Genomic DNA, 16,669 nt, shown 5'->3' with positions numbered 1-16,669 from the left:
TCCGCAAAATTCCTTGGCGGAGGATGAACCTTTTTGGACCGATCAGCGACAGAGCAGACAGGAGCCAGGCGGCTCGACCGGCCATGACGGCAGCGACGGAGACCGATCGCGCTCTCGTCGACCGGGTCGCGAAGGGCGACCGTGCCGCCGTGCGGCTCCTGTTCATGCGTCACCACGCGCGGGTCTACCGCTTCGTGGCGCGCCAGACGGGATCGGAAATGATGGCCGACGATATCGCCAACGAAGTCTTCCTCGAGCTATGGCGCCAGGCGCCCGGCTTCGAAGGGCGTTCCGAAGTCTCGACATGGCTGCTCGGCATCGCCCGTTTCAAGGCGCTGTCCTTTCTGCGCAAGAAGAAGGAAGACTGGATCGACGACGAGGCCGCCGCCGCGGTGCCCGATGGCGCGGACACGCCGGAAGTCGTCACCATGAAGGAAGACAAGGCCGCCGCCCTGCGGCGCTTCGTCGACACCTTGCCCGAAGAGCATCGCGTGGTCATCGATCTTGCCTATTATCACGGACAGTCGGTGAGCGAGATCGGCGAGGTGCTCGACATTCCGGTCGCCACCGTCAAGACCCGGATGTTCTACGCCCGCAAGAAACTCGGCGAGGCCCTCAAGGCCGCCGGTTACGACAGGGGGTGGCCATGAGCGCCGCTGAAAAGATGTCGCGCCGCGACGAAATGGAAACGCTGCTGCCATTCTACCTGAACGGCTCGCTGGAAGGTTCCGACCTGGAAGCGGTCGAGGAGTGGCTGGCCAGCGATCCGGCCGCACTTGCCGCCCTTGGCGAGGCTGAAGCCGAATTCTCCGGCGCCACGGCCGCCAACGAAGCAATCCGGCCGCCGGCCGATGCGCTCAGCCGCTTTGCCAAGGCACTCGACGCCGAGGCCGGGCCTGCGCGCAAGCCGGCAGGATCGTCCTGGCTGGCGCAGGCCTGGGGCCGCTTCATGGCGGTGCCGGTCGGTGTCGCCTGGGCGGCAGCCGCGGTTCTGCTGGCTCTGGTCATGGTGCAGTCGTTTGTCGAACCCGGCGGCAAGGGCAATGATTTCGAGATTGCCGGCGCGCAAGACGATCCGGCGAAAATGCCGTTCGCCCTGGTCAAGTTCAAGCCGGATGCCAAGATGTCGGACATTTCCGCCTTCCTCGGCAGCAACGGGCTGAAGATCATCGGCGGACCGACCGCCGACGGCGTGTTCCGGCTTGGCATTCCGGCCGCGACAGCTGCCGACTACAACAAGCAAATCGGCCTTGTTGCCGCCCAGGCTTTCACGGAAACTGTGATCGAGGGAAGGAAACCCGTTGATGGCGGCTGAGGCGGTCATTCGATTTGCGGCAGTGCTTGCGACGGCGATGGCAATCGTCGTGCCCGCGTCGGCGCAGACCAACGACCCCAATCCAGACCAGACGAAAATCGACTGCCGCAACGGGACCAACGCGGCGGGCGCCGATTGCGCCAAGGATGGCAATGACACAAAGAGCGGATCGGACGCAGGCCAATCCGGCGCGGTCTTCCTGCCGGCGCTGATCGTCGACCTGTTTCCCAACCCGGCGGCGTCTCCAACACCGGTACCGACGCCCCGGCCGGCGCCCGCAACGCCGCCGGCCGATACTCAAGCCGGCCCCCCGCCCGGTGGCCCGATCGTCTCGCCGACCGATCTCATTGCGGTACAGCCGCCGCGCGCGGTGGTTGGCGATTTCGTGCCCGACGAGGTGCTGGTGACCGTCGACGGCGATGCCGGCGCCGTCCAGCAGATCGCCGCTTCTTTCGGCCTGCAGGTGCGCTCGCAGCGCCAGTCGCTTCTGCTCGGCACCACGCTGGTGCGCTTCGGCATTCCCGACGGCCGGCCCGTCGGCGTCGTGCTGGCGCAACTGGCCGCCGACGGCCGCACCCAGCGGCGCGAGCCCAACCATGTCTATTCGCTGCAGCAGGCCGCCGGCATCGTCAACTATGCGTTCGATCGTATCGCGCTCGATGCCAAACAGGCCAGCGGCGAAAACGTCCGCATCGCGGTGATCGACACCGGCATCGACGACACCAACCCGGCGCTGTCGGGCGTCATTGCCGGGCAGTTCGACGCCATGCCCGACGTGCCGATCGAAAAGCGCGATCACGGCACGTCGATCGACGGGCTGATCGCCGGCGTCGGCGTGCTGGAAGGCATGGCGCCGGGCGCAAAGATCTATCACGCCCGCGCCTTCGAGGGCGGCAAGTCGACCATGGACGTCATCCTGTCGGCGCTCGACTGGGCGGCGGAACAGGACGTGCGCATCATCAATATGAGCTTCGTCGGGCCGAAGAACGATTTGCTCGGCGTCGCCTGCCGCAATGCCCGCGCACTCGGCATGGTGCTGGTCGCCGCAGCCGGCAACAACGGGCCGAAGGCGCCCTATGGCTATCCGGCGGCTTTCGACGGCGTCATCGCAGTCACCGCAACCGACGCCAAGGACGGGCTGATGCCGCAGGCCAATCGCGGCGCCTATGTCTTCATCTCGGCGCCCGGCGTCGAGATGGTGGCGCCGAGCGGCGGCGGTTCGGACGTGGTCACCGGCACCTCGTTTGCGGCGGCGATCGTGAGCGGCGCTATCGCCAATCTCATCCATGCCGCGCCCGATCGCTCGGCCGACGACATCGAGAAGGCGCTCGCGGCGACGGCCAGGGATCTCGGCCCCAAGGGACGCGACGATGATTTCGGCTACGGTCTGCTGGACATCAGGGCGGCGGCAAAGGATTAGTCTGCGACAGGTCAAGTCGCGGCTTGCGGAGGACGCACCAGAAAATAGAGCGCGACGGTGTGCGTGATCATCAGCAGCGGCACGTAGATGATCGGGATCGCGTAGGTGGCGCCCAGTTCGCCCGCACGCTGGGGAAGGCCGACCTGGATGGCGTGGTAATAGTCTACGACGAGGTCGACAGTCCCGACCAGATTGAAGGCAACGACGAGCGCCCAGAAGATCCGAGGTATCCTTGCCGTGACCAGCGCCAGCATGGCCAGCACTCCTGTTATGAGGTCGCCGTAGGCAGCAAACACGGCAAAGCCGGCAGGCAAATCGGGGCCGACGACACCCGGAACGAGGAAGACCAGCCCGAAGAAGCGGAAGCTGTGCAGAGTGGCGACAGCGCGTTGCGTCGCGACCCGGTCCATAGACCTGAGCCACGGCAAACCGTATACGGCGAAGCAAAGCAGCCACGCGACATAGCCCAGAACAAGATGGATTTGGAACACGACCTCGGTTGACATCTGGCCTCTCTCGAAACTGGTTCACGCGACCTCCGACACCGCGTGAGACGCAGGGCAGCCCTTGGCGGACGACCTTGACCGACCTACTAAGCCCGCTTCCATAATTCGACCATCCGCTGTAATCACAACAACCCATGAAGCAGAACTACACAGTCCGGCACGGAGCGCTGGAGGGCGTCGAGGCATTCCTGGCCGTCGCCAGGCACCGCAACTTCCGCCGCGCCGCAGCGGAACTCGGCGTGACACCGTCCGCCGTGAGCCAGGCGGTGCGCGCGCTGGAAACACGCATGGGTGCGGCGTTGTTCGTTCGCACAACGCGGAGTGTCGGCTTGAGCGAGCCTGGCCAACGGTTCCTCGACCGTGCCGGCCCTGCTTTCGAAGAACTTGTGGCGGCCGGCGAGGCGGTGCGTGACATCGGCCGGCGGCCGACCGGTCTGCTGCGCCTGTCCGTACCCCGCGCCGTCGTGCCCTTGATCCTGGAGCCGATGATCGCGTCGTTCTGCCGGGCCTATCCCGAGATCGAACTGGAGATCGCCGCGAGCGACGAGATGGTCGATCTCGCGGCCGGCGGGTTCGATGCCGGTATCCGTCTTGGCCAGTTCATCGCGGTCGACATGGTCGCGGTGCGGCTAACCCCGTCATTTTCCTTCGTGGTCGTCGGCAGCCCTGACTATCTCAAACGCCATGGCCGCCCCGAACGCGTCGACGATTTGCGCAACCACGCCTGCCTGCGCTTGCGCCGTTCGAATGGCGCCATTGCTCCCTGGGCTTTCGTCGAGGGCAACGAGGCGATCGAGGCGATGCTCTCAGGCCCGCTGATTGCGCACGATTATCCGACATTGCTCGGGGCCGCGATGCGGGGCGTCGGGCTGGCGCAGACGCCTCGACCAATCGCTGAAGGTCCGATAGCCGAAGGTAAACTCGAACCGGTGCTGGACGGCATCGCCGCCACGACGCCGGGCGTCTTCCTGTATCATCCCGGCAAGCGCCAAGTCCTGCCGAAGCTGCGCGCCTTCATTGACCACCTCAAATCCGCGGCGTGAGATATCGGAATCCAGCCCCTTGCGGTGGCCTCCCCACTGCCGGCGTCGGGCGAGATTTTGATCGTGGCGTGAGCCGACAGAACTGCTATCTTGCCCTCGCACCTTCGGGGAGACTATGCGGACGCCATTTTTGGGCGACATGCACTAGCATCGGGATTGCGGCAATGACGAGTAACGCCAATGTCCTCGATGCGGTGGTCGTCGGGGCCGGCTGGGCCGGCCTGGGCATCAGCCATTCGCTGGCACGGCGGGGCCTAAGCCACAGGATACTGGAGAGAGGCCGCATCGGAGAGACCTGGCGCACACAGCGGTGGGACTCTTTCCGGATGAATACCCCCAACGTGCAGACCGTGATGCCAGGCGACTGCTATGACGGTTCGGATCCGTCCGGTACCCTGACGCGCGACGAATTCGTCGCACTCCTCGAGGATTTCGCCAAGCGGCACGGCCTCCCTGTCGAACAGGATACTGCCGTGACCGAACTCGCCAGTGGACACAATAATGGCGAATATAGGCTAACCACTTCACGCGGCACAGTTTTGGCGCGGAACGTGGTGATCGCAAGCGGCGACCTGAATTGTCCGGTGCGCCCAATTTGGGCCGGTTCGCTGCCGCCCGGCCTCTGCCAGATCGATGCTTCCGATTACCGCAGCGCCGCCGATCTCGCTGATGGAGCGGTGCTGGTTGTCGGAGGCGGCCAGTCGGGTGGCCAGATCGCAGAGGACTTGGCAGAAGCAGGCCGAACGGTCTTCCTTGCCACAAGCCGGGTTGGAAGACTCTCTCGGAGCTACCGAGGTCGCCACATTATGATGTGGCTTGTCGAGAGCGGGTTTCTCGACGTGCGTCGAGAGGAGATAATCCGTCTTGCGGAACGCATACCGGCTCGTGGTCTGCTTGGGGCAGAACGCACCATTAGCCTCCAAGCGCTCAGCGCCCGAGGTGTCGTGCTGCTTGGCGGGTTCGCAGGCGTCGAGGAAGGCGGCCGCCTCTCGTTCGCCGACGATCTCGAAGCCCATATTCGTTTTGCAGATGAAGCCTCCGCCAACGTCAAACGCTATATCGACGAATATATCAGTCGCTCCGGAATCGATGCTCCCGTTTCGGAACCCGATCCTGCGGAGACTGTCGCGGCATATCTGCCGGACCCTACTATTCGTTCTCTTGATGTTGCCGTGTCCGGCATAACGACCGTGGTGTGGTGTACTGGCTTCCGGGGTGATTTCAGTTGGGTGAACCTCCCTGGGGTGCTCGACTCGCAGGGACGGCCCGTTCATGAGGATGGCGTGGCTGCGCAGCCAGGCATCTACTTCGCCGGCTTAGATTTCGCCTCCACGCGCAAATCGGGCATAATATTAGCGATTGCCGAGGAGGCGCACCGCCTTGTCGAACACATCGTCGGGCGTTCGTGACGTACTGGACACAGCCGATCCATGATTGGGTAAACCGGGCGTCGCGTCTCAACTCGGTTCCCGCAGAGCATGGGTTTGATCTCCAGCTACGCAGGCGCCCCCGCCACGGATCCCCTGACCACCAGGTCGACCGGCCAGACCTCGCCTCGCGCCCCCTCCTCCAGTCCTGAAATCCGCGCCGCCAGCCGCTCGGCGACACGGGCGCCGGCGAGACGGATCGATGAACGCGTGGTCGACAGCGGCACCGAGAAATTCTCCGGCCTCAGCCAGGGGAAGACATCGTCATGGGCGATCAGCGAGACGTCGCTCGGAATGCTCAGGCCGAGGTCGCGTACGGCGCGCACGACGCCCAGCGCCATGATCAGGCTGGAGCAGGCGATCGCCGTCGGCGCGTCGTCCTCTTCCAGCAAACGCCTGGTGGCGCGATAGCCGTTCTCCTCGGTCATATCGACCGAGCAGACATGGCGTTCGCTCAATGACAGTCCGCTCGCGGCGAGCGCCCGGCGCACGCCGCGTTCGCGATGGATGGCGAAGGTCTCGCGGTCGTCACCGTTGATCAACGCCAGCCGCCGATGACCGAGTTGGATCAGCAGCCTGGCCGCCTCGTGGAAGGCGCCCTCATTGTCGATGTCGGTAAAGGCATAGTCGAAATCGAAACCTTCGCTGCGGCCATGGACGATGAAGGGAATGCCGAGCGTGTTGACCAGCGCCACGCGTCGGTCAGCGGGCCTTGGAGAGGAGATATAAACAGCGTCGACCTGCCGGTTGGCGACGATGCGCCGGTAGGTCGTCTCCTGGTCGTCGGCGTCGGCCGGCGACAGCACAAGGTCAAGCTCGTGCGAGCGGGCATAGTCACCAAGGCCGGACAGGAACTCGACGAAATGCGGATCGATGTCGACGGACGCACCGGTCGGCAGGACATAGCCGATCATGCCGGTCTTGCCGGTCGCCAGCCGGCGCGCGCTCGGATTGGGACGATAGCCATGGCGCTTGGCGGCATCCATGACACGCCTGCGCGTCTCCTCGTTGACCTCGGGATAGCCGTTCAGCGCACGGCTTACCGTGGTTTGCGAAAGTGCCAGCATATGGGCGAGCTGCTTGAGGTTCACGAAAGGTCTCCATTCCCTCAAAGCGCTTTTAAATTGAATCGACCCAAGTGCCCGCGGGGCCGAGCCATACCGAGCCGAACCATAGACGCGGTTCGGGCGTGTTTGAAACAAAAATTGCTGCTGCATCGCCATAATAGTATGTTGCAGCGCACTTTCAGGGGCGCAAATGCGCGAACCTAAATCGATTAATCCGCCAGCCTCTTGACTTCCCAGCAATTCAATGGCGTGATCGAAAAAGCCAAAGCGCTTTGGAAGGCTCTTCGAAAGGTTGCGGTTCCTTTCCGACTGAGTCACAGTCCTGCGGCGTCGGCGGGCGGAATGGAGGTTCCGTCCGGTGTGTGAGACCCACTGGGAGGAATACCGATGAAGAAAATGCTTTTGCTGGGTGCTGCGTTCGCCACGTTCGCCCTGAACGCGCCCGCGCAGGCCGAACTGAAGTTCAAGCCCGGCGAAGACAAGCGCTTCAACTGGGCGAACTACGAAGAGCTCAAGAAAGTCGACCTCAAGGGTGAGACGCTGTCGATCTTCGGACCGTGGCGCGGCGAGGACGAAGGCCTGGTGCGTGGCGTTCTCGACTATTTCTCAGAAGCCACCGGCGTCGAGATCAAATACTCCTCCTCGGAGAATTACGAGCAGCAGATCGTCATCGACACGCAGGCCGGCAGCCCGCCGAACATCGCCGTGCTGCCGCAGCCGGGGCTCATCCAGGACCTGGCGTCGAAGGGCCTTTTGACGCCGCTCGGTGACGACACCGCCAAATGGGTCAAGGACAATTACGGTGCCGGCCAGTCATGGGTCGATCTCGGCACCTTCAAGGACAAGGACGGCAAGCCGGGCTTCTTCGCCTTCCCTTACAAGGCTGACGTGAAGTCGCTGGTCTGGTATTCGCCGGATAATTTCGAGGAAGCCGGCTACAAGGTGCCGAAAACGCAGGAAGAACTTGCCGATCTCGAAAAGAAGATCATCGCCGATGGCGGCAAGCCGTGGTGCATCGGCCTCGGCTCCGGCGGCGCCACCGGCTGGCCGGCGACCGACTGGGTCGAAGACCTGATGCTGCGCACCCAGCCTCCGGAAGTCTACGACAAATGGGTGAAGAACGAGATCCCGTTCAACGACCCCGCAGTGGTCAATGCCATCGACATTTTCGGCAAGATCGCGACCGACGACAAGATGGTCGACGGCGGCGCCAAGGCGGTTGCGGCGACCGATTTCCGCGACAGCCCGAAGGGCCTCTTTTCGGTGCCGCCGAAATGCTACCTGCACCACCAGGCATCGTTCATCCCGACCTTCTTCCCGGAAGGCACCAAGGTCGGCCAGGACGCGGACTTCTTCTACTTCCCGCCTTATGCCTCCAAGCCTGAACTGGGCACGCCCGTGCTCGGCGCCGGTACGCTGGCGATGATCACCAAGGACAGCAAGAGCGCGCGCGCATTCATCGAATTCCTGAAGATGCCGCTCGCCCACGAGATCTGGATGGCCGAAGGCGGCTTCGTGACGCCGCTCAAGTCGGTCAACAAGGATGCCTATGCCAGCGACGCGCTGAAGAAGCAGGGCGAAATCCTCGCCAACGCCTCGACTTTCCGCTTCGACGGTTCCGACCTGATGCCGGGCAAGATCGGCGCCGGCGCGTTCTGGACCGGCATGATCGACCTGGTGGGCGGCAAGTCGGCGCAGGACGTCGCCACCGACATCCAGAAGAGCTGGGACGCGATCAAGTAGCGGTCGGCATGTAAGCGACCACCATTCTCGCACTGGATCCGGACCGTACTGGCCCGGATCCGACGGCGGCCCGTGCCGCAGCCTTTCGTCATGAGCGCATTGAAATGAAGCGCGATCGGCAATGTGCGCAAGCCGCCGATGACGCGCTCCAAACAACTGAATCGGCGCCTGGTCTCCGTTACCAAGGTCATTCCTTGTCGGGTCATGCGCAGGGGGAGAGGGACCCATGGCGGCTCAGATTTTCTCGGCCATAACAGTCATCATCGTCGGCGTCGGCGGTTGCGTCGCCTATTTCTGGGGCGCCAACAAACTGGTCGACCTGATATTCCCGTCACGCGGCGTCGCGGGTGCCGCGGCCATCGACAATCTGCGCCGGCAAGGGCTGGTCCGGCCATGGCTGTTCGTCGGCCCGGCGATGATCATCCTCACCATTTACCTGATCTATCCGGTGGTCGAGACGCTGCGGCTGTCGTTCCTCGATCGCAGCGGCATCAATTTCGTCGGCTTGGCGAACTATCAATGGGCGTTCGGCGATCGCGAGTTCCGCAACTCGATCCTCAACAACATCATCTGGCTGGCGGTGGTGCCGGCCGCCTGCACCTTCCTCGGGCTGATCATCGCCGTGCTTACGGACAAGATCTGGTGGGGCACGATCGCCAAGAGCCTGATCTTCCTGCCGTTGGCGATCTCCTTCGTCGGCGCCAGCGTGATCTGGAAATTCATCTACGAGTATCGGGGCGACGGCCAGACGCAGATCGGCATCCTCAACGCCATCATCCAGCATTTCGGCGGCCAGCCGCAGGTCTGGATATCGCTGCCGTTTTGGAACAATTTCTTCCTGATGATCATCCTGATCTGGATTCAGACCGGCTTTGCCATGGTCATCCTGTCTTCCGCCCTGCGCGGCATTCCCGAAGAAACGCTGGAAGCCGCCGTCATCGACGGCGCCAATCCGTTCCAGATCTTCTGGAAGATCATGGTGCCGCAGATTTGGGGCACCATCGCCGTGGTCTGGACCACGATCACCATCCTGGTGCTCAAAGTGTTCGACATCGTGCTGACCATGACCAACGGCCAGTGGAACAGCCAGGTGCTGGCCAATCTGATGTTCGACTGGATGTTCCGCGGCGGCGGCGATTTCGGCCGCGGCGCCACCATCGCCATCATCATCATGATTGCCGTCATTCCGATCATGGTCTGGAACATCCGCCAGGCGAACAAAGAGACGGGAGGACATTGAGATGGCCGTCGCGACCGGAAATTCCTTCGCCAGCCGTTTTGGCGTCCACATCGCCGTGCTCATCTTCGTCGCGATCTGGACCATACCGACGCTCGGCATCCTGGTCTCGTCGCTGCGCGACAAGAACCAGATCATCGCCTCGGGCTGGTGGAACTCGTTCGCCAGTTCCACCCAGACGGAAGCAGGCCGGCTCCCGCCCGCCTCGGCGCAAGTCGAGAAGGACGGCAAGTTCGTCCTCGAGGGCAATATCTTCGGCGACGGCGCCAAGCGCGACATCAGCGCCTTCGGGGTCAAATCGGCGACACCGACGCAATATCCCGCCGGCACGACAGCCGATCTCGGCGACGGCGTGACCTTGCAGCTCAATGCCGACGGCAGCTTCATCATGCATTCCCCGAAAGCATTCGAAGGCGATCGCGGCCAGCGCGTCTATTATGCTTCGTCGGCGCCGCCGAAATTCACCACCGACAATTACAGAACCGTGCTGTTCTCCGAAGGCATCGGACGGTCATTCATGAATTCCCTGACCGTCACCATTCCGGCTACCGTCATCCCGATCCTGATCGCCGCCTTTGCCGCCTATGCGCTGGCCTGGATGCGGTTTCCCGGCCGGGCGCTGCTGATCGCCGTCATCATCGGCCTGCTGGTGGTGCCATTGCAGATGTCGCTGATCCCGCTGTTGAAGCTCTACAACGGCGTCGGCGCTTTCTTCGGCATGCCGTCGAAGACCTATCTCGGCATCTGGCTGGCGCATACCGGCTTCGGCCTGCCCTTCGCCATCTACCTGCTGCGCAGCTACATTGCCGGCCTGCCGCGCGAAATCATGGAATCGGCGCGCATCGATGGCGCCAGCGATTTCGAGATCTTCGTCAAGATCGTCTTGCCGCTGTCGTTCCCGGTGCTGGCTTCGTTTGCCATCTTCCAGTTCCTGTGGGTATGGAACGATCTGCTGGTGGCGATGGTTTTCCTCGGTACAGAGGCAGACCAGATCGTGCTGACCGCCAAGCTCAACGCGCTGTTGGGCTCGCGCGGCGGCGACTGGGAGATTCTGACGACATCGGCTTTCGTGACCATCATCGTACCGCTGATCGTGTTCTTCTCGCTGCAGCGCTATTTTGTCCGCGGGCTGCTTGCCGGCTCGGTGAAAGGAGGCTGAGACGATGCAATCCGCTTTGAAGGCCAGCTCGAAGCCTGACCTCGCCATCGATCGCGACTGGTGGCGGGGCGCGGTGATCTACCAGATCTATCCGCGCAGCTATCAGGACTCGAATGGCGACGGCATCGGCGATCTCAAGGGCATCATAGGCCGCCTCTCCTACATCGCCGCACTCGGCGCGGATGCCATCTGGATCTCGCCGTTCTTCAAGTCGCCGATGAAGGATTTCGGCTATGACGTGACGGATTACTGCGATGTCGATCCGATGTTCGGCACGCTGGCCGATTTCGACGCGCTGACCGCCGAGGCACACAGGCTGGGCTTGAAGGTGATGATCGACGAGGTGCTGTCGCACACTGCCGACAGTCATCCCTGGTTCAAGGAAAGCCGGTCGAGCCGCAGCAACCCGAAAGCCGACTGGTACGTCTGGGCAGACGCCAGGCCGGACGGCACACCGCCCAACAACTGGCTGTCGATCTTCGGCGGCTCGGCGTGGCAATGGGACACCAGCCGCCAGCAATATTACATGCACAATTTCCTGGCCGAACAGCCCGACCTCAACTTTCACAACCACGAAGTCCAGGACGCATTGCTCGACGTCACCCGCTTCTGGCTGGAGCGCGGCGTCGACGGTTTCCGGCTCGATACCATCAATTTCTACTTCCACAGCCAGGGCCTGGAAAACAATCCGCCGCTGCCGCCGGAAGAGCGCAACGACCAGACCGCGCCGGCGGTCAACCCCTACAACTACCAGGACCATCTCTACGACAAGAGCCGGCCCGAGAACCTCGGCTTCCTCGAACGGTTCCGTGCCCTGCTCGATGAGTATCCGGCAACCGCAGCGGTCGGCGAGGTCGGCGATTCGCAGCGCGGGCTTGAAGTGGTTGCCGCCTACACCGCAGGCGGCAAGCGCGTGCACATGTGCTACTCCTTCGATTTCCTGGCGCCGGAAAAGATCAGCGCGGGCAAGGTCCGCTCGGTGCTGGAATCCTTCGGCAAAGTCGCCAGCGACGGCTGGTCGTGCTGGGCCTTCTCCAACCACGACGTGATGCGCCCGGCCTCGCGCTGGGCCGCCAATGAGGCCGACCCGACCGCCTACCTCAAGGTCATCTCGGCGCTGCTGATGTCGTTGCGCGGTTCGGTCTGCATCTACCAGGGCGAGGAGCTTGGGCTCGGTGAGGCAGAGCTGCGGTTCGAGGATCTGCAGGATCCCTATGGCATCCGCTTCTGGCCGGAATTCAAGGGCCGCGACGGCTGCCGCACGCCAATGGTGTGGGATGGCAGCGCCAAGAATGGCGGCTTCTCCCAGGCAAAGCCCTGGCTGCCGGTGCCGGCCAAGCATCTGGCGCAAGCGGTCAATGTCCAGCAGGGCGACGAGGCTTCGCTGATCGAGCACTACCGGCGCTTTCTCACCTTCCGGCGTGCCCATCCGGCGCTCGCCAAGGGCGACATCACCTTCATCGAAAGTGAGGGCGACACCGTCGCCTTCACGCGCCGCGCAGGCAACGAGCAGATCGTCTGCGTCTTCAATCTGGGAGCCGGGCCGGCCAAGGTTGACCTTGGCGGCCGATCGCTGCAACCTCTGCCCGGGCACGGATTTTCGGGGCAGGCGAACAGCGGTTCCATCGAGCTTGGCGGCTACGGCGCCTGGTTCGGGCGTCTCGACTGAATTCCAATCACTGGAGGAAACCAAATGGCCGATGTCACGCTAAGACAAGTGAAGAAGTCCTACGGCAATCTGAACATTCTCCACGGCATCGACCTCGATATTAAGTCGGGCGAGTTCATCGTCTTCGTCGGCCCGTCGGGCTGCGGCAAGTCGACATTGCTGAGATCGATCGCCGGGCTCGAGGAAATCACCTCCGGCGAGCTCAGAATAGCCGGCGAAGTGGTGAACGACGTGCCGCCGTCGAAACGGGGCATCGCCATGGTGTTCCAGTCCTACGCGCTCTACCCGCACATGACCGTCTACGACAACATGGCGTTCTCGATGAAGATCGGCAAAGAGAACAAGGCCGAGATCGACCGCCGCGTGCGTCAGGCCGCCGAGATCCTGCAGCTGACCAAATATCTCGACCGCCTGCCCAAGGCGATGTCGGGCGGCCAGCGCCAGCGCGTCGCCATCGGCCGGGCCATCGTGCGCAATCCGAAGGTGTTCCTGTTCGACGAGCCGCTTTCGAACCTTGATGCGGCGCTGCGAGTCGCCACCCGCATCGAAATCGCCAAGCTCAAGGAATCGATGCCCAACACGACGATGATCTACGTCACCCACGACCAGGTCGAGGCGATGACGCTCGCCGACCGCATCGTGGTGCTCAAGGACGGCCATATCGAGCAGGTCGGCACGCCGATGGACCTCTACAAGAAGCCCGGCAATCTGTTCGTTGCGCAATTCATCGGCTCGCCGGCCATGAATATCCTGCCCGCAACCATCGACAAATCAGGCAATCCGACCGTCGTCAGCCATGTCGGCGGACGCAAGGCAACCGTGCCGATCGCGACGCCGGCTTCGGCAAAGGGCGCTGCGGTGAGTTTTGGCGTGCGGCCGGAGGACCTGATCATCGCCAGCGGCGCGGACTATCTGTTCGAGGGGACGGTCGACTATGTCGAGCAGCTCGGCGAGGTGCAGCTGGTCTATGTCGACATCGGTCGCGCCGACCTGCCGCTGGTGACCAAGCTGCCCGGCAATGTCGAGGTCAAGCGCGGTTCGACATTGCGGCTGAGCGCCAATGGCGAGGACCTGCATATCTTCGACACCGATGGGCGGTCGTTTGCCCTTCATGAGGCTGAAGCGAAGGCGGCCTGACGCAGGACCGCGTCTTGGACGCAAAAAGAGCGGCGGGCCAGGCCCGCCACTCTTTTGTTGAAGATCAGCTTCGGCTGTTAACGGCCAAAGAGATTCCGGTCGCTGCCCTGAGGGGCGGACTTCTCTACGTCGCCCGACGAATTGAGCAGCTTCTCGACGAGGCCACCGCTGTTGCGGACCGAGCTCGTATGCGCGCTGTCAACCGAGGTAACCGCAGGCTGATTGGCGCCGTTGGAGCCAAAGTTGTCGCTGCCGGCGAAGGCACTGCCGGTGATGGCCAGAACGGCGGCGGCAGCAATAAGGATCTTGTTCATTTTAGTCTCCTGAATTCTGGATTTCGCCAGACGGCAGACACAGCTGCCGTCGCTTGCGAAATTGGTTTTAGCGACCGAAGAGGTTACGGTCGCTGCCCTGAGCGGGTGTCTCGGCAGCCGGTTCCGAGGTCTTGGTGGAAGCCGTGTACGACTGGTCCACAGCGGCGGCAGGCTGGTTGGCGCCGTTCGAACCGTAGTTGTCGCTGCCCGCGAAAGCGCTGCCGGTGATGGCCAGAACGGCGGCGGCAGCAATGAGGATCTTGTTCATCTTAAATACTCCTGAATGTCTGAATTTCGCCAGGGCAGCGGGCGAGCCCGCCGTCGACTGGGAATCGGCTGTTAGTTGTTGCCGAAGAGGTTGTGGTCAGCACCCTGGGCAGGCGCCTGAGCAGCCGGTTCCGACTTCTTGGTCGAAGCGGTGTACGAGCTGTCGACAGCAGTGGCTGCCGCGGCGTTCGAACCGTAGTGGTCGCTACCAGCGAAGGCGCTGCCGGAAATCGCCAGAAGGGCTGCGGCAGTGAGAATGATCTTTTTCATTTTTGTACTCCAGTATCGTCTTTTTCCGTCCGTCTAGCGGCGTGTCTTGGAAATGAAATCGCGTCGTTCGGACAGCCCCGATGTGGGAGGGCAACCCCGCCTTTTCCAATCACGAAGTTGTTCCGTGTGGACCATGAATCCACACCTTGAAATTGTGCCAGGGGAATCTAGAGATACATTTTTCTTCTTTATATCAGCATGTTAAGTTTAACCAGCCGATGGATCACTGACTGTTTCAAAGGCCCGGCGTTCACACCGTCCTGCACGCACCGTCAACAGAAACGAACCGTTCGGTTCGATTTTAGGTCAAGCTAATAGTCACTTTTCGAAACCGTTAACCTTTTTTGACCCCCGCCAAGGGTCGGATTCGGGAAGATCGCAGCCGGCAAATGGCCGCCCGGGAGGCGGGATTTCGGCCCGCGACGATCTGCGGTGACGTTTCGCATGCCGTGTCGCGCCGCATGGATACGATGTCGTTTTCATGCCGACGGCGCGCCAGCGATCGTGGTTAGATCATACCCATCTCAGGTGCCGCTTCGTGACGACGAGGCGGAGAATTGGGAAGCCGGTCAGAATCCGGCGCTGCCCCCGCAACGGTGGTGGAGTTCAAGTCGCAACGGGAGACCACTGGGCAACTGCCTGGGAAGGTGTCGCGATGGTCCGCAAGGACAACTCCAGAGCCCGGAAACCAGCCCGAGATTTTTAGACTCGACTGATCGCGGTGGGCGGTCAAGAGGTGGATAGCGCTGTCCGGCACCTAGCCGGCCTGCGTTTCAATCCTTCCTCCATCACCACCAGTTCAGTCCTTAGAAACTGAGGACAGGACATGGATACCCGCAACGACATGCTGAGGCTCCTGAAGGGGCGCCGGCAAGGCTTTTCGCTGGAGCAGCCCTTCTACACCGATCCAGACTACTTCAAGCTCGACATGGAGCTGATCTGGTATCGCGACTGGCTGTTCATCGGCCATGATTGCGAACTGCCGAAGCCGGGCAGCTACATCACCGTGCAGATCGGCGACTATCCGGTCGTCCTTGTCCGCGACCAGCAAGGCAAGATCAACGCCTTCCACAATTCCTGCCGCCATCGCGGCAGCCGCGTGTGCAACGCGGAAAAGGGTACGGCGGCAAAGCTCGTCTGCCCCTATCATCAGTGGACCTATGAGCTGGACGGCCGCCTGCTGTTTGCCCGCCAGATGGCCGACGGTTTCGACAAGAGTGATTTCGGCCTGAAGCCGGTCGCCTGCGAGAGCGTCGGCGGCTACATCTTCATCTGCCTGGCCAGGGAGCCGGCGGATTTCGCGCCGATGCGGGCGATGATCGAACCTTATCTTTTGCCGCACCGTTTGCGTGAGGCAAAGATCGCCTTTGAGAGCACGATCATCGAGAAGGGCAACTGGAAGCTGGTCTGGGAAAACAACCGCGAGTGCTACCACTGCGTCGCCAATCACCCCGAACTGTGCAAGACCTTCCCCGAGGCTCCGACCGTGACCGGCGTCCAAGGCGCCGACAGCGACCCTGAAATGGTCGCGCACTGGGCCAGATGCGAGGCATCAGGCTTGCCGAGCAAATTCCGCATCGATCCGGCAGGGCAGTACCGCGCCACCCGCGCGCCGCTGCTGCGCGATGCCGTCAGCTACACCATGACGGGAAAACGGGCGGTCCAGAAGAACCTGTCCGACAGCGTTTCAACCGACCGCATCGGCTCCTTGCTGCTCTACCACTATCCGACCACCTGGAACCATATCCTCGGCGACCACGCCGTCACCTTCCGCGTGCTGCCGATCAGTGCCACGGAAACCGCGGTGACGACGAAATGGCTCGTCCACAAGGATGCGGTCGAAGGCGTCGACTACGACCTCGCTGAGCTCACCCATGTCTGGACCGAGACCAACGACCAGGACCGCCGCATCGTCGAGGAAAACGCCTTCGGCATCCTGTCGCCGGCCTACGAACCAGGCCCCTATTCGGAGCTGCATGAGGGCGGCGTGATCCAGTTCGTCGAGTGGTACGCGTCGTTCATCGGGCCGCGCCTTGCCGAAGGCGGCCGGCCGGCCCTGCGCAGCGTCGCCTAGCTCAGGGGACAAGAGGATGAA

Annotated in this window: 16 protein-coding genes and 1 riboswitch; of the genes, 11 read left to right on the top strand and 5 right to left on the bottom strand. The window is 62.6% G+C overall.

Annotation, left to right across the window (positions count from 1 at the left end; genetic code table 11):
• The first annotated feature begins 83 nt into the window (after positions 1-83).
• The 3 genes from NP945_RS13705 to NP945_RS13695 are packed head-to-tail and all read left to right on the top strand — an operon-like array spanning position 84 to position 2,735.
• On the top strand, positions 84-650 hold the full coding sequence (locus NP945_RS13705) for a sigma-70 family RNA polymerase sigma factor (protein ID WP_127268161.1): 567 nt from the start codon (positions 84-86) through the stop codon (positions 648-650).
• Complete coding sequence (locus NP945_RS13700; RefSeq protein WP_127808228.1) at positions 647-1,315, top strand: anti-sigma factor; 669 nt, start codon at positions 647-649, stop codon at positions 1,313-1,315. Before NP945_RS13705 ends, NP945_RS13700 begins: the two co-directional genes overlap by 4 nt.
• Positions 1,305-2,735, top strand: a complete 1,431-nt coding sequence (locus NP945_RS13695; RefSeq protein WP_256746636.1) for a S8 family serine peptidase — start codon at positions 1,305-1,307, stop codon at positions 2,733-2,735. The genes NP945_RS13700 and NP945_RS13695 overlap by 11 nt, the downstream gene beginning before the upstream one ends.
• An 11-nt stretch (positions 2,736-2,746) precedes the next feature.
• On the opposite strand, the gene NP945_RS13690 is transcribed toward NP945_RS13695, so the two are convergent.
• The gene (locus tag NP945_RS13690; RefSeq protein WP_127271222.1) at positions 2,747-3,241 is read right to left on the bottom strand and encodes a hypothetical protein; all 495 of its coding nucleotides are present in this window, start codon (positions 3,239-3,241) and stop codon (positions 2,747-2,749) included.
• Positions 3,242-3,375: 134 nt separating this feature from the next.
• Between NP945_RS13690 and NP945_RS13685 the strand changes: the two genes are divergently transcribed.
• The gene (locus NP945_RS13685) at positions 3,376-4,284 is read left to right on the top strand and encodes a LysR family transcriptional regulator (protein ID WP_256746635.1); all 909 of its coding nucleotides are present in this window, start codon (positions 3,376-3,378) and stop codon (positions 4,282-4,284) included.
• A gap of 164 nt (positions 4,285-4,448) precedes the next feature.
• Positions 4,449-5,693 (top strand): NAD(P)/FAD-dependent oxidoreductase, encoded by a 1,245-nt coding sequence (locus tag NP945_RS13680; protein WP_256746634.1) that lies wholly within the window; start codon positions 4,449-4,451, stop codon positions 5,691-5,693.
• An 86-nt stretch (positions 5,694-5,779) separates the two neighbouring features.
• Here the strand turns inward: NP945_RS13680 and NP945_RS13675 are convergent, their stop codons facing one another.
• Positions 5,780-6,802: a LacI family DNA-binding transcriptional regulator gene (locus tag NP945_RS13675; protein WP_127267792.1), complete on the bottom strand. Its 1,023-nt coding sequence runs from the start codon at positions 6,800-6,802 to the stop codon at positions 5,780-5,782.
• 363 nt (positions 6,803-7,165) lie between these two features.
• On the opposite strand from NP945_RS13675, the gene NP945_RS13670 reads away from it, so the two are divergent.
• From NP945_RS13670 to NP945_RS13650, 5 genes are all read left to right on the top strand, one after another.
• Positions 7,166-8,521: an ABC transporter substrate-binding protein gene (locus NP945_RS13670; RefSeq protein WP_127267791.1), complete on the top strand. Its 1,356-nt coding sequence runs from the start codon at positions 7,166-7,168 to the stop codon at positions 8,519-8,521.
• Between the two features lie 226 nt (positions 8,522-8,747).
• Positions 8,748-9,761 carry a carbohydrate ABC transporter permease gene (locus NP945_RS13665; RefSeq protein WP_127267790.1) on the top strand — a complete coding sequence of 338 codons (1,014 nt, stop codon included), beginning with the start codon at positions 8,748-8,750 and terminating at the stop codon, positions 9,759-9,761.
• Position 9,762: 1 nt separating this feature from the next.
• Positions 9,763-10,917, top strand: coding sequence for a carbohydrate ABC transporter permease (locus NP945_RS13660; protein ID WP_128307300.1), 1,155 nt, complete (start codon positions 9,763-9,765; stop codon positions 10,915-10,917).
• A 4-nt stretch (positions 10,918-10,921) separates the two neighbouring features.
• A complete protein-coding gene (locus tag NP945_RS13655; protein ID WP_256746633.1) occupies positions 10,922-12,586 on the top strand; it encodes an alpha-glucosidase family protein in 1,665 nt (554 codons plus the stop codon).
• Positions 12,587-12,610: 24 nt separating this feature from the next.
• Positions 12,611-13,723 (top strand): ABC transporter ATP-binding protein, encoded by a 1,113-nt coding sequence (locus NP945_RS13650; protein ID WP_127328567.1) that lies wholly within the window; start codon positions 12,611-12,613, stop codon positions 13,721-13,723.
• 77 nt (positions 13,724-13,800) lie between these two features.
• Here NP945_RS13650 and NP945_RS13645 read toward each other — a convergent pair whose 3' ends face one another.
• The 3 genes from NP945_RS13645 to NP945_RS13635 all read right to left on the bottom strand — a co-directional run bounded on the left by NP945_RS13645 (position 13,801) and on the right by NP945_RS13635 (position 14,574).
• Positions 13,801-14,037 carry a DUF680 domain-containing protein gene (locus NP945_RS13645; RefSeq protein WP_023813652.1) on the bottom strand — a complete coding sequence of 79 codons (237 nt, stop codon included), beginning with the start codon at positions 14,035-14,037 and terminating at the stop codon, positions 13,801-13,803.
• Between the two features lie 67 nt (positions 14,038-14,104).
• Positions 14,105-14,305: a DUF680 domain-containing protein gene (locus NP945_RS13640; protein ID WP_256746632.1), complete on the bottom strand. Its 201-nt coding sequence runs from the start codon at positions 14,303-14,305 to the stop codon at positions 14,105-14,107.
• A 71-nt stretch (positions 14,306-14,376) separates the two neighbouring features.
• Positions 14,377-14,574 (bottom strand): DUF680 domain-containing protein, encoded by a 198-nt coding sequence (locus NP945_RS13635; RefSeq protein WP_027039902.1) that lies wholly within the window; start codon positions 14,572-14,574, stop codon positions 14,377-14,379.
• A gap of 509 nt (positions 14,575-15,083) precedes the next feature.
• Positions 15,084-15,286: riboswitch (cobalamin riboswitch) on the top strand.
• Between the two features lie 114 nt (positions 15,287-15,400).
• Here NP945_RS13635 and NP945_RS13630 point away from each other — a divergent pair.
• A complete protein-coding gene (locus NP945_RS13630) occupies positions 15,401-16,648 on the top strand; it encodes an aromatic ring-hydroxylating dioxygenase subunit alpha (protein ID WP_127397674.1) in 1,248 nt (415 codons plus the stop codon).
• Positions 16,649-16,669: the final 21 nt, after the last annotated feature.

Source organism: Mesorhizobium sp. LMG17149 (assembly GCF_024518695.1).
Lineage (GTDB): Bacteria > Pseudomonadota > Alphaproteobacteria > Rhizobiales > Rhizobiaceae > Mesorhizobium.
Note: the sequence above shows the minus strand (reverse complement) of the source record. Positions and strands in the feature narration are given on the sequence as shown.